Consider the following 13,582-nt stretch of genomic DNA (forward strand, 5'->3'; position numbering starts at 1 on the left):
TAGATACCGAGGTGGACATGCACCGCGAGGCCACCGTCGTAATGATGGAACAGATGCTTGCCCCACGCGTCGGCGTGGACGAGGACCCGCCCGTCAACTCCCAACCTGGTGCTGCGGTCGCGAGTTGCCGATGCCCTAACGCATCCAGCGGCCCGCCACCCTCCGCCGTCGGCGGATCCTGCCGAGCTTCTTGACATCCATGTGCGGGTGCCCGGCCGCGCGCCGGCGTTCATAGGGCACCGTGGTCGTCTTCGACGCCCCGGATCACCTCTTCGGTCAGCGGGTCGCAGTCTGTCAGGTAGGGCACGTCGTGGCGTCGCAGAACTCGGGCGATGGCGCGGGCCGGGACGTCGAGTTCGGCGGCCAGCCAGTCCGGTCCACGCCGTTCTCGCACACGCAGGGCGACGATCCGCGCCTCGACCTCGACCGGGGTCCGGGTCAGCATCGTGTGGGTGCGGGAGGAGCGCTTGGACCAGCCGTCGCGGTAGCGGTCGATGATGAGCCTTCTTCCGTAATAGATCGTGCGGGCACACAACTGTGGACACGAGAACCTCCGACCGGATGTTGGCCCTAGACAAGCCACACCCCACTCGGAGGTTCTATTCACTTCAAGCCGACACGCCTGCTAATAACGTCCTGGCCGGCACATCCAGAACCGACCAGGCCGACTAGTTGGGGACCACAGGTCGCCGGCTATCGTGTCGAGGTTCGAGCAGAACTCCAGCTTTGTCGTTGCCCTGCAGGGCGCGGGAAAGTTACTCAGAACCGCACGCATTCGCTTCGAACGAGCCGGAAGGTCCCCCATAGTCGTCCGGTCAGTTCTAGAGCCGATTTGCAGTCGATCAGGGGATCTCGCACGCCCCCGGCTGGTGCCGGTGAGTGCGTCCGGCAGCGTACTCGGCAGGAGTTCGGCACCCGAGCGCCAAATGCCGGTGTCGGCGATATCACCACGCGAACCCGCAGCGTGGGCCAGTAGCTGCGCTTGACCCACTCATCGCGCAACCGGTTGTTGAACGACTCGATGAACTCGTTGTTCCACGGCGCCCTGGTGAATGTAGGACTCCCCCACCGAATTAGCGCAGAAGGCCCGCAAGGCCTCCGAGATAAACTCGGTCCGTTGTCCATCCGCAGCAGCAGCGGCGGACCACTCCACATCGCGAACACCTTCTCCAAGACCACGATCAAACGGGCTGCGGTGATCTGGTGATTGCGGCGCATTTGGGGAGCCGGGCGCAGAATCTTTACTTCGCGATCTCTCGCAACGGGTCCTTCTCCACCTCGACATAACGCCGGAGGCAGTAGGCGTGCTTCCGAACTCGTCGAACAGGTTTTTCCCCAACATGATTCCGGTTCCTCGCAGGGATGTACAGAAGCCTGATGCCATTCGACTATAGCGAGAGATAGACTCGCAGACGTTTGGCGCTGCGGTGATGTAGGTTCATCGACAGAAACACTAACGGCACCCCCGGCCGCCAGGGTAGGTACACCAACCACACTCCACGATAGGACCACTCGAGAGTGGTGTTTCACGCATTCCACCATCGGTAACAGCCCCGTATCATGCGCACGCCGTTACGTCCCGTCGGGGCAGTCGCAAATGTGTTACCTACAGCAGCAGGGTGTCGCGACCGACCCTGACTTCGAGTCGGGCTAACAGTCAAGCGCCGGCGTCCGGCCAAAATCCAGTATGGCCTAAATTACTATGCGCCGCTCTGGCGGCGAGGCCACGGGTATGATTTCCAGGCGTTCTCAAGAATCAAGTTCCGGCCGCTGGGAACTACATTCATTGACAGAACTCCTTCAGCCTTGGCAGCAACTTGGTCAAGCACCACGCGTGCAGCCTTCTCGCCATGCGTTACGAGATACTCGACGTCTCGGGCACTCGCAACTGCAACAGGGATATCAGCGAAGCCGTCCGGGGTCGCAATCGTCGCGAGTCCGCGGCCGAGTAGATCCGCCGGCGCTGTGTAAAACGGTTCCGCCGTAACGACGAGCCCAACGATTTGTCGATCTGTTGGTATATGCGAGAAGGCGAGGTTCTCGCTGAAAATCTCCCCGACGGTGCGCGCCAACTGGCGACGGGCTTTGTGAATTGTGTCTTTCAGCGCATGCGTGAGCATGGCTGCTCCAGCACGTGCGGCGGGTCCAAGCCTCTTCGACTTAACCTCCACCAAAAGAACGAGGTCCGGCGTCACGACGAACCAATCGACGCTCTTCATTCCGCCCCCCTTGCCATAGACGACCTCTGGAAAGATATCGGCCCCATCGATTGTGCGTAGCTGGCGGCCGATGTAGTGCTCGAATAGGGTTCCTAGATCGTTCGCGAAGTCCTGTCCGTGCGCGGCCATGCCTGCGTAGTAGAGGCCGCCGGGTGTCACGGTTTTCAAAATCAAACTGGGCGCTGGCGCCACTAGCGGTCCGCTCCCATCCATCCGGATGAATGGCGTATTGACCAAGGGGTTGTAGTCGAACCTCGCCAAGTGGTCGATGCCGGTCGCGTGGTTAGCGTACGACTCTTTGTACCGCTTACGAGTGACCGTCAAGCGATCTGTAATCGTCGAGATTGTCGCCCGAGGGTACGTCGAGAGCAACTCCGCGAAATTCGGCCGATCGAGCCACTTCGGGTCGAATGTTCCTCCGTTCTTATAGGCAGCCACTTGAAGAAAGAACGTTGCACCAATCGCGTCCCCAAGAGAAACGCCACCCAGCATCGCCGCCAGGGTGTCCTCGTTCAGGACGACGGTTTCGACTTCGGACAGCCCTTCCACAAGCCAGGCGTGGGAACGGGACAGCTCCTCGAACATCGACTGCTGCCATGGAAACTGCTCATAGGTGATGCCCGTGAGCATCGACAACAAGAAGTCATCGCTTGTTGTATACGCAGACGGAAGGTCGCCGGACTCGTGGAATAGATACATCAGGCGATCGATCGACAACCGGCTGATGTCACGGCTACGGTGTTCGTTTCCGTAGAGCAACGACTCCCTAGCGGCAGCCGCCAGTCCCCACGGAGGCCGACGTTTCCGTTCCGCATCCGAATATGGGGGCTCCCCCAATTCAGCTCCGAGAGCGGCAATCACAGGAATGAACTTGCTCGGGCGGTAGGCACGGCAAGCCTGGCGAAACTCTCGATAGCTGATCGACCGACTCAAAATGGACTCGCCGTCCCTTCCTGCTCCCAAACTCGGAAGCCTAGGAAGAATAGCCGCTGCTGGCAGATGCGCCCGACGATCTCTGGCAGGGCGGAAATTGACGACGGCATCCGCGCGACCGCGGTCACAGCGGGTGCATTCGGGATAGCACATTGCCACCATTAAGGAAGTGAGATCGCGCTAGAGGTCGAGACCCTCCAGGTACCGCTTTACCTCTTCATCGTTACGCCGACCTTCCTCGCGATAACTCTCTGCCAGGTAGCGGAGCGCGGACGCTGTCCGTGGGTGCGTAGCATGGACAGCGTCGGCCCACGATTCGTACTTTGCAGCCAGGACGTACTCCTGCTGTCCGCCATCGGTCAGTCCTCGTGACGTCACGCCTCTCTTGTTAGAGAGCCCGACACTAAAGCCGCGTTCCAAGCGGTTATTCGGGGCCGCTTCGAGGACGTCGCGAACTGGAAGCGTGGGGAAGGTGCCATCTGGGTCCTCTGGAGCATGTGCCAGAACTTCGCCGATCTGGAGTTCGCCGACTTCCACCCGATCCACATCGGCGAGAAGCGTGCGCGCCTCTTGAAGCCACTCATTGAGCGCAACACCGTCCACCGTACCGTCCTCGCGAGTGCCGGGAACGAATCTCCACTCGCGAAGGAGTCGGTATGCGTTCGAGGCGAGCGTGGGGTTTTCGTTCCGCGGCCCGCTATCCTCGTCTTCGTTCCGGCGCCGGAAGACAATTGTCACTAATTCCACGAAGGTTGCAGGACTGCGGGATAACAACCGCTCGAGCGCTAACGGGTGCGATTCGTCGTGGAGCATAGGGAGGTATTTCCATTCCAACAACGCGATCGTCTCGTCATCGATGTCCTCTTCTCTGAGGTACTCAAGGAGCGTTGAGATGTCATAGTCAGAGACGCGTGCGGCTTCTGGATCCTCCCTCGTCCCGAACGTCTTCAATGCCTCGACGATCAGGTCGGCGTCTACCCCAGACTGGCGCGTCGCATACATGCTCAGCGCGTCAAGGGCAATCGCATCTCTTCCGTGCGCGATCAACTCGCGTGCGGCCTCATTAACAAATGGGAAATCCGCTCCTCGACCATAGGGCATGAACTCGGACCAGTAAGCCGAGTCGACCTCTTGCCCGTAGTCAGCCAACAAATCCCAGGCTCCTTGAATATCATCGCTTAATTGGAGGAGCCGAGCTTGGATGACGGGGTGCCCGGAGTGTCGCTCTACCCACTCACGAATGCGGTCGAGGTCCCCGCCGAGGCGTGCCCGGGCGTACCCTTCCGCGAACTGAATCTGGGAGCGATCCGATCCGTCGAGAAGAGCGAGTGCGGCAGCGTCGTTCGCATCGCTTACGTGAGCCAGCGAGAAACCCACTGCCCAGGGGAGCTCAACGGTGCCAGCTAACGAAACAACGGCTTCCCAGCCGTCGGTCTCGGCGACTTCTAGGATCGCCCGGCGACGAGCGGCCTCTAGCGCGGTGTCATAGCTCTCAAGGTTTTCTACCGGAGACTCCCCAATACTCGGGTGCCAATCATCGAACAGCCACCGATGAACATCGCTTGGTCGATCGGGCTTTACGTGGTCACGAACGTTATCGAGTGCACTGAGCGACTCTTCGTCCATGGACCATTCGGCTTCCTTGTGCTGTCTGTGCCGCCCCACGAGGCGACCGATCACCTCCCACAAGGTCACCCTCGCTTCGGGATTAAGGTCCGCAGGATCGAGGGTTCCGAGCGCTTCCAGGGCCTCCCGTCGCGACTCGGGCGGCATACGATCGAGCGTGGGCAGGACAGAAACCCATCGGCTGGGCTTCTCCACTGCGAGCTTCAGCACTCGATCAGAGACGGCCTTGACCATCTCGACGAACTCCGATCGGGGAACGCTTGGCTCCGTCGGCCCGGCCCATGCACGGAACTGGGGGCGGTGACTCGGGCTAGCGAACCCCGAGGGCTCGGGAATCAGTTCCAGCAGCAGTTCCCAAGCAACGTCAACGTGGCGTCGGATGAGTGCGTCGAGCGTCTGAAGCCGTGTCGAAAGCGGCGCGGAGGTTTGCGGATACCAAGGCCTAAATATCGCTACGAGGCTGGCTGAGGGACGGTTACTGAGCCGTCCTCCCGGGTCAATTTCTGCGAGTCGGGCGAGTACCTCCGCGGCGTAGCCCATGTACTGCTCGGACCAAGCAAGGCCCTCGAGGGCCCACAGGAAACCCGTATGAGGACTGCCTGCATTCCAGTGGTCGTTGACGTCCTGGAAGAGCTTTCCAGCCAGCGGTTCGGTGCCACTAGTGCTTCGAGACAACGCACGCAGGAACGGGTCCGGTGCAGCCTCGGCCAGCAACGGCACAACGTCCTCCATGGAGGTCCACAGTTGGCCCGACTCGTCTTGGGCTGCACGCTCGAACAGATTCCACGCGACGCGCTCAGCCCACTGGCGGGCGCTTCGGCCTGCGGAGAGCCAAAGCTCGTCCCCGCGGGCACCCAGAAGTGCCAAGGAACGACCGAGTCCCTTCCGCAAATCACTGGAGTGAATCCGACTCTTGCCGTGTATCTCAGCCAGCCAGCGGTCCTCGGCTGGAAGCTCTAGTTTGGGATCGACCGCGCCCAGGACCGTCTGAATCGCCCGTTCAAGTGCATCGAGGTCGCGATCGGAGATGAGGCGCCAAGCCACTCGCCAGGAGTCCTCCGGTGATGCAACCACCCAAGTAGCCCCAACTTTCTTGAAGAGAGGGTCGGGTTGCCGCACCTCGGCGGCGAGCCGCTCTTCGAGCTCGTCCGCGCTGGCTTCCGTGAGCGAGTGCATCACCTCGGCGTCGCCACTCCGCGTCTGACTCCACGCACCCGCAAGCCAAGCACGACGCAGCGGCCGTTCCGCGAGGTCAGTCCTCCACGCCTGGGGGTCGCGCGAACGGGTTGAGACCCTTCGCAAAGCGACCAGACTCTTGTTTCCCGCTCGCATGTACCGATCGAGATCGCAATCCGGCACTCCTGCCTGCTTCAGGGCTGAGCGAAGCGCAAGGTGATCCAGAGGCGGCAACTCGACGTCAGCGTCCCCTTCGGCATCGGTAATCACGAAAACGACGTGGTGGTTGTTGATCAGATGTGCGTCACGCTGCAGGTTCTCCTCATACGGCAGAAGGATGAGCAAGCTCGAAGTGTGTTCCAGTCGTCTGAGCGTGGCGCCATCGTGGACGAGGAGAGACTTCGCCAGCATCGGTTCGGAGTTGTCCAGCCCCGTCATCATTGAGCACGCCGCGAACGCGAGCCCGTCGTCAATGCTCGCTGCCCGGATGAAGGTTCGACCGACCTCGTCGGCCAGACGGCGCACCAATGCTGCAGCCTCATCTTCACGCCCTGCCAGCACGACGGGACTCGTCAGCTTCGGCCTGAAACCCCGTGAGAACCGGCCCCACCAGTCCTCGATCGAGGTCGCACCAAATGGATCCATGCCGAGCAGCTCAGACAGCCAAACTTGTACCGCCGGGGAGACCTCCAGAGCTTGCTCGATGTCGTCTGCATCTAGGACTCGGACATCGCGCCACACCTTTTCATCGCGCCGGCGCTGCTCCCAATCCTTCTTCTTCTCCCAGCGCCGTGGGGTGACAAAAACGAAGGTCGTGCTCGCTCTGTCGACGCCGTTCGGGTTGTTCGTTCGGGTCCGGTAGTCACTCTGGGCTTTCTTCTCGGGGTCGTTTCCGACGCCCATCTCCCAGACACTCAACCCGTCGGGCGCGAACGGCGTTGATCGAGTCGCTTCCACGAATCCGTCGTAGCCCGTCAGTCCGACGCCCTCCCCACCGCGCATCTCCACGCGCTGCACCTGATCATTCTCCGCTCGCACGAGGCGGCGCACGAGGATAGGAAGGTCGGCCTGTGCGGATCGCGTATCCGCCCAGCGTTCAAGCTCACTGGCGCCCGCCAAATGTGGTAGGCCACCGCTAAGCGCCATCTGTCGGATCCTCCGTCGTTCGTGGCCTACACCCAATTGGCGATACGGATAACCCCGAATTCCGGGTTGGGGTTGGGGCACCTCACCCATGTTCGCATGTAAAAGAGCAGGACGCCCCTCTCCGTTCTTCCCGACATTGGCGCTTGCCCCCGGCGTTCACCAATCGAACGAGCGTTTGGACTGGACGACGCGCAGGTTCGCAGCAGCAGCCATCGACAACGGCGCTGGCGAGGCGTTCCAGACACGGTTGACCCGAGCCATAACAAATCCGTCGTGAGTGCGCATCTTGGCTCCGGCGGCAGTGGTAGATAAGGTCCGACCGCCTGGCTCGGCTTGTACTGGGCGTTGCTCCAGGCCCCGACCGAAAAGTGAACAGGTCGTCCGGGGGTGGTCGCCGTCCATCATTGCAACACACACCTGCATTCTGGACGCCATTTGTCATCGACTCGACGTGTCAAGAACGGCCCGGGCAAGCGCCCACTGTCCTCCAAACGCCAGCGGTTCATGGAGTTCGCGCCCGCGGATAGAGCGTCCGCGCCGCCCGAGAGTTCAGGGTGTCACCGGCGGCCGGCCAGAACTGAGCCAGCGACTACACAACCTACCGGGCGGGTCACCCGGCCAACACCGTGACTCCACTCGACCGGCTCGCTGTCTGCGAGATCAGTCCTGAGAAGCCGCAGGACACCCGTGTCGAAGGAAGCACAAAAGCGAGCACATGATACGTACCGCTAAACCAGGCCCAGCAATGACTAAGGCGGTTAACTGAGTTTCTAACCAGGTCGACGCCTTGCTCGGTCGTGGTGGCGGTCATCAGTACCTGGGCGGGCACTTCCGACCTTTGAGTTGCCTCATCTCGTTAGCGTGGGAGTCACCGGCCTGAAAACCGATCCCAAAATCTCGGCGAACCTCAGACGCGACCTGCGGTGGGAACGTGTGCTAAGTGCTGTTAATAACGACGATCGCCGAACGCAACGGACGTTGCTTCTCGATGCCGTTACCGAGCGCCAACCCGGTACGTTCATGAACCAGATGCGAATAGGCAAAAGCCGCAAACACGATCGTCGGATGCGCTTCGATCGAATCTTTCGCGCGGTGAAAGATCGACCTGCCCGCAAGTCGGATTCGATCGGCGTGGTGCCCTCACCGGGTCCCTAGGCCGTGCCCGTAGCGAAGCCAGCGGCACGGCCGAGCGCGCCGCCGAACTGCGCGCCGATTGCGCATCCGGCACCCAGAGCGCCCGCGGTGCCTGCTCCGGTCGCCCCACCGCCGCCGGTGACTGTGCCGACAACGGCACCGGCACGATCGTTCCGACCGCACCGCAATTCCGGTGTCCATGAGCCACCCCGTCACGGTCAAGTAGCTCAATAGCGCTTCGAACCCGGAAGAACCGATGCGCCGGATCGAACGCCCCTCGCTATATCGGTGGCGCGAAAGTCGAGCGATACTACGGCTTCGGCCCGACGCACGGCGCCGCGTTCAACGCGACACTCATGTCGTACCGCGCGGGATGCGGGATCGGGGTCACCGTCGATCCCTGCGCGGTGCCGGATCGGGACGTGTTCGACGAATGCCTACGCAGCGGAGTCGAGGCTGTCGTCGGCTCGGCCGGCGATCCCGGCGTCGACCCGGCCGCTACTCAGTCCGGCTGACAGGCCGGGCACCAGAAGAGGTTCCGCGCACCCATCACCTTGTGCAGCACAGGGGTCCCGCACACACGACAGGGCTCACCGGTACGGCGGTACACGTAGGTGCGGGGGCGGTCCTTCGCGTACGACGGCATCCCGTCGTCGTGTTCGGCGCGAACGACATGCATTCGTCCGCGCTGCGCCCCCACTTCCATGAGTTCGACGAGATCTCTCCACAGCGCATCGAATTCGGCGCGTCCGAGATCGCGTCCGGGCCGGTCGGGATGAATGTTGTGGCGGAACAACACTTCCGCGCGATAGACGTTGCCGACCCCGGCGATCACGGATTGATCCATCAGCAGCGAGCCGATCGGGCTGCGGGAGCGGCTCATTCGCGCCCACACCCGCTCCGCGTCGGCGTCCGGACGCAGCGGATCCGGCCCGAGACGCGCCTCGATGGCATCGACCTCACCTTCGGTGAGCACCTCGCACGCCGCGGGACCGCGCAGGTCGCTGCCGTGACGAGTGCCGATCATCCGCATGCGGACCTGCCCCACCGGTTCGCCCAGCGGCAACTCCGTGTCGGTGAAGGCTCCGTAGATACCGAGGTGGACATGCACCGCGAGGCCACCGTCGTAATGATGGAACAGATGCTTGCCCCACGCGTCGGCGTGGACGAGGACCCGCCCGTCGACTGCCCGGGCACCGTCTTCGAAGCGGCCCTGGGGACTGGACACCCGCACCGGCGCACCCGAATACCACTCGGTGTGCAACCGGGCGAGCCGGTGCAGGATATGTCCTTCGGGCACAGGTCAGTTCGATGCGCCCGGCACAGCCGGAGCCACACCGGTCTTCTCGTACTCGGCAAGAATGTCGATGCGACGCTGGTGACGTTCCTCGTTCGACCACTCGGCCGCGAGGAAGGCATCCACGATCGCGAGGGTTTCCTCGAGAGTGTGCATCCGGCCGCCGATGCCGATGAGCTGAGCATTGTTGTGCTCGCGGGCGAGGGTGGCGGTCTCGACGCTCCACGCCAGCGCGCACCGCGCGCCCGGGACCTTGTTCGCCGCGATCTGCTCGCCGTTCCCACTGCCACCGAGCACCAGGCCGAGGCTTCCCTCGTCGGCAACGGTGCGACGGGCGGCCTCGATGCAGAACGCCGGGTAGTCGTCCTGAGCGTCGTACTCGAAGGCGCCGCAGTCGATCGCCTCGTGGCCGTTCGCGGTCAGGTGTTCGATGATCTGATTCTTACGTTCGAAACCGGCATGGTCGGCTCCCAGGTACACGCGCATGAGCAGAGTCTAACGAGTCCCCGATGTGCGGAGCGACGCCCTGCCCGGATGACTGCGCGCCGATGCCGCGCCCGGTGCCTCGAACGCGTCCCACGTCCGAAGCGCCGGGCAGGCTGGGACCTCAGTCGAAGGTCGGGTCCTCGTTGCGGCTGCGCTTGAGCTCGAAGAAGTGCGGGTACGACGCGAGTGCGACGACGCCGTCCCACACCGTGCCGGCCTCTTCGCCGCGCGGGATCTTCGACAGCACCGGTCCGAAGAACGCGACGCCGTTGACGTGAATGGTCGGCGTTCCCACGTCCTGGCCCACGGCGTCCATTCCCGCGGCATGACTCGCGCGCAGCGCCGTGTCGTACTCGGTGGTGGTCGCGGCGTCGGCCAGCGACGGATCGAGGTCGAGTTCGGCGAGCGCGCCGGCGACGACATCGCCGAGGTTCTCGTTGCCCTCGTTGTGGATCCGGGTGCCGATCGCGGTGTAGAGCGGCGAGAGGATGTCGTCGCCGTACTTCTGCGCCGCGGCAATGGCGACACGCACGGGACCCCACGCGTCCTTCATGCGTTCGGCGTACTCCTCCGGGAGATCACGGCCCTCGTTGAGCACTGCCAGGCTCATCACGTGAAAACGTGCCTCGATGTCGCGCACCTTCGTTACCTCGAGAATCCAGCGTGAGGTCACCCAGCACCAGGGGCACAGCGGGTCGAACCAGAAATCGGCGGTGTTCTTGCCGGTGGGGGTGGTCGAGTCGCTCACGAAGGTCTCCTCAGGGTGGTCCGAACTCGGCGGTTGCCGCGATACGCCGTCCAACAGTCTGTGGCACCGTATTCTTCCCCGCCCAGTCCGCACGGGGCACCGTTCCGACGTCCGGACCATGACGGTACGGCGATCATGATGGGATGGATGCCTGCCGACATCCCGTCGTGAAAAGGAGCTCTTCTGTGGCACCACCCAATCTCACCCGCGAGCAGGCCGCCCAACGCGCCGCCGTGTTGTCCGTCGACAACTACAGCATCGAACTCGATCTGACGGACGGAGCCGGAGCACCCGGCACCACGACGTTTCGCTCCCTCACCACGGTGCGCTTCGACGCGACCGAAGGAGCGTCGACGTTCATCGACCTCATCGCGAAATCGGTCACCTCGGCCACCCTCAACGGCGCCCCGGTCGATGTGTCCGGCTACACCGAGGACACCGGGATCGCCCTGACGGGGCTGGCGGCACGGAACGAACTCGTCGTCGACGCCGAATGCCTGTACACCAACACCGGCGAGGGTCTGCACCGATTCGTCGACCCCACCGACGACGCGGTGTACCTCTACTCGCAGTTCGAGACCGCAGACGCGAAGCGGATGTTCGCGTGCTTCGACCAGCCCGATCTCAAGGCGACGTTCGACGTCTCCGTGACCGCGCCCGAGAGCTGGAAGGTCATCTCCAACGCTGCGGAGGTGCAGACGGCGGCCGCGCAACCGGGCAAGCACATCTTCCGGACGACACCGCGGATGAGCACCTACCTCGTCGCGCTGATCGCCGGTCCGTACGCGCAGTGGACGGACGAGTACAGCGACGCGCACGGCACCATCCCGCTGGGCCTCTACTGCCGCGCGTCGCTCGCCGAGCACATGGATGCCGAGCGCCTGTTCACCGAGACCAAACAAGGTTTCGGTTTCTACCACGACAACTTCGGTGTGCCGTACGCGTTCGGAAAGTACGACCAGTTGTTCGTACCCGAGTTCAACGCCGGCGCGATGGAGAACGCGGGGGCGGTGACATTCCTCGAGGATTACGTCTTCCGCTCCAAGGTGACGCGGTACTCGTACGAACGCCGTGCAGAGACGGTGCTGCACGAGATGGCGCACATGTGGTTCGGCGACCTCGTCACCATGCGGTGGTGGGACGACCTGTGGCTCAACGAGTCCTTCGCGACCTTCGCATCGGTGCTGTGCCAGGCGTCGGCAACCGAGTACACCAACGCGTGGACGACGTTCGCGAACGTCGAGAAGTCGTGGGCGTACCGGCAGGATCAGCTGCCGTCCACACACCCGATCGCTGCGGACATCCCCGACCTCGCGGCCGTGGAGGTCAACTTCGACGGCATCACCTACGCCAAGGGCGCGTCGGTGCTCAAGCAACTCGTGGCCTATGTGGGGCAGGAACCGTTCCTCGCGGGGTTGCGCGACTACTTCCGCGACCACGCGTACGGCAACGCCACATTCGACGACCTGCTCGCTGCTCTCGAGAAGTCCTCCGGACGCGACCTGTCCGGGTGGGGAGCGCAGTGGCTCAAGACCACCGGGCTGAACATCATGCGACCCGATTTCGAGGTCGCCGCCGACGGCACCTTCACCCGCTTCGCAGTGGTACAGGAAGGCGCACAACCCGGCGCGGGTGAGCTGCGGGTCCATCGCCTGGCGATCGGTGTGTACGACGACGACGGCTCCGGCAAGCTCGTCCGGACCCACCGCGTCGAGATCGATGTCGACGCGGCCGAGCGCACCGACGTCCCCGAATTGGTGGGCGTACCGCGCGGCAAGTTCGTGCTCGTCAACGACGACGACCTGACGTACTGCTCGGTGCGCCTCGACGACGAGTCGCTCTCGACGGTCCTCGAGCGCATCGGCGACATCACCGACTCGCTGCCGCGCACCCTCGTGTGGTCGGCGGCGTGGGAGATGACCCGGCAGGCGGAACTGAAGGCGCGGGACTTCGTGGCACTCGTGCAGCGCGGCATCTCCGCCGAAACCGAAGTGGGCGTCGTGCAGCGTCTGCTGATGCAGGCGGCCACTGCACTGGCAAGCTACGCGGAGCCGTCGTGGGCGAACGAGCGGGGCTGGCCGGACTTCGCGAATCGACTCCTCGAGCTTGCCCGCGAGGCCGAGGCAGGATCGGATCACCAACTCGCGTTCGTCAATGCGCTTTGCACCGCGCAGCTGTCGCCCTGGCACACCGAAGTCCTGACGGAACTGCTCGACGCAGACCCGGCATCGGTGGGGCTGGACGGACTCGTCGTCGACACGGACCTGCGCTGGCGCATCGTTCACGCGCTCGCCGCGGCGGGCGAGATCGACAGCGAGGGTGTCGAGTCGCCGTTCATCGACGCGGAGGCTCGCCGCGACCCCACTGCGGCGGGTGCCCGCCAGGCAGCCGCAGCACGCGCCGCACGGCCGCAGGCGGAAGTGAAGGAACAGGTCTGGGAGACGGTCGTGCACGACGACACCGTCCCCAACATCACCGCCCGAGCCGTCATCGGCGGGTTCGCGCCACTGGGTCAGAGCGACTTGCTCGCACCGTATGTCGCGAGGTACTTCGCCGAGGTTCCGCAGGTGTGGGGGCGGCGCTCGAGCGAGGTCGCGCAAACCGTGGTGGTGGGTCTGTACCCGTCGTGGGCCGTCACCGAGGATGCGGTGGCAGCGGCAGACAACTTCCTCACCGGTGAGCACCCGCCGGCGCTGCGCCGGCTCATCGTCGAAGGTCGCGCCGGGATCGTCCGGTCGCTGAAGGCACGCTCGTTCGACGCGTCGTGATCTCACGCGGCATGTGATACGCCTGTGGCCCGGTGCCGCACCCGGTCGT

General features: G+C 63.6%; 9 protein-coding genes and 1 pseudogene. 3 read left to right on the forward strand and 7 right to left on the reverse strand.

The window, feature by feature from the left end; genetic code table 11:
• From ACFWU2_RS19900 to ACFWU2_RS19915, 4 genes and pseudogenes are all read right to left on the reverse strand, one after another.
• Positions 1-98, reverse strand: a pseudogene (locus ACFWU2_RS19900) (Fpg/Nei family DNA glycosylase); the annotation flags it as partial.
• A gap of 131 nt (positions 99-229) precedes the next feature.
• On the reverse strand, positions 230-535 hold the full coding sequence (locus ACFWU2_RS19905) for a hypothetical protein (RefSeq protein ID WP_378610000.1): 306 nt from the start codon (positions 533-535) through the stop codon (positions 230-232).
• Positions 536-1,700: 1,165 nt separating this feature from the next.
• Positions 1,701-2,978: a nuclease-related domain-containing protein gene (locus ACFWU2_RS19910; RefSeq protein WP_378610001.1), complete on the reverse strand. Its 1,278-nt coding sequence runs from the start codon at positions 2,976-2,978 to the stop codon at positions 1,701-1,703.
• A 354-nt stretch (positions 2,979-3,332) separates the two neighbouring features.
• Entirely contained in the window at positions 3,333-6,971 is a 3,639-nt protein-coding gene (locus ACFWU2_RS19915; RefSeq protein WP_378610002.1) for a hypothetical protein, read from the reverse strand.
• Positions 6,972-7,961: 990 nt separating this feature from the next.
• Between ACFWU2_RS19915 and ACFWU2_RS19920 the strand changes: the two genes are divergently transcribed.
• Both ACFWU2_RS19920 and ACFWU2_RS19925 read left to right on the forward strand, forming a co-directional pair.
• Positions 7,962-8,255: a hypothetical protein gene (locus tag ACFWU2_RS19920; RefSeq protein ID WP_378610003.1), complete on the forward strand. Its 294-nt coding sequence runs from the start codon at positions 7,962-7,964 to the stop codon at positions 8,253-8,255.
• 209 nt (positions 8,256-8,464) lie between these two features.
• Entirely contained in the window at positions 8,465-8,749 is a 285-nt protein-coding gene (locus tag ACFWU2_RS19925; protein WP_378610065.1) for a WS/DGAT domain-containing protein, read from the forward strand.
• Here the strand turns inward: ACFWU2_RS19925 and ACFWU2_RS19930 are convergent.
• From ACFWU2_RS19930 to ACFWU2_RS19940, 3 genes are all read right to left on the reverse strand, one after another.
• Positions 8,737-9,534 (reverse strand): Fpg/Nei family DNA glycosylase, encoded by a 798-nt coding sequence (locus ACFWU2_RS19930; RefSeq protein WP_378610004.1) that lies wholly within the window; start codon positions 9,532-9,534, stop codon positions 8,737-8,739. The genes ACFWU2_RS19925 and ACFWU2_RS19930 overlap by 13 nt on opposite strands.
• A 3-nt stretch (positions 9,535-9,537) precedes the next feature.
• Complete coding sequence (locus tag ACFWU2_RS19935; protein WP_296550923.1) at positions 9,538-10,017, reverse strand: ribose-5-phosphate isomerase; 480 nt, start codon at positions 10,015-10,017, stop codon at positions 9,538-9,540.
• Between the two features lie 121 nt (positions 10,018-10,138).
• Entirely contained in the window at positions 10,139-10,765 is a 627-nt protein-coding gene (locus tag ACFWU2_RS19940; protein ID WP_378610005.1) for a disulfide bond formation protein DsbA, read from the reverse strand.
• A gap of 185 nt (positions 10,766-10,950) precedes the next feature.
• Here ACFWU2_RS19940 and pepN point away from each other — a divergent pair, with 185 nt between their 5' ends.
• Positions 10,951-13,533, forward strand: a complete 2,583-nt coding sequence (pepN, locus tag ACFWU2_RS19945) for an aminopeptidase N (RefSeq protein ID WP_378610006.1) — start codon at positions 10,951-10,953, stop codon at positions 13,531-13,533.
• Positions 13,534-13,582 lie beyond the last annotated feature (49 nt).

Source organism: Rhodococcus sp. NPDC058639, from assembly GCF_042717545.1.
Taxonomy (GTDB): domain Bacteria; phylum Actinomycetota; class Actinomycetes; order Mycobacteriales; family Mycobacteriaceae; genus Rhodococcus.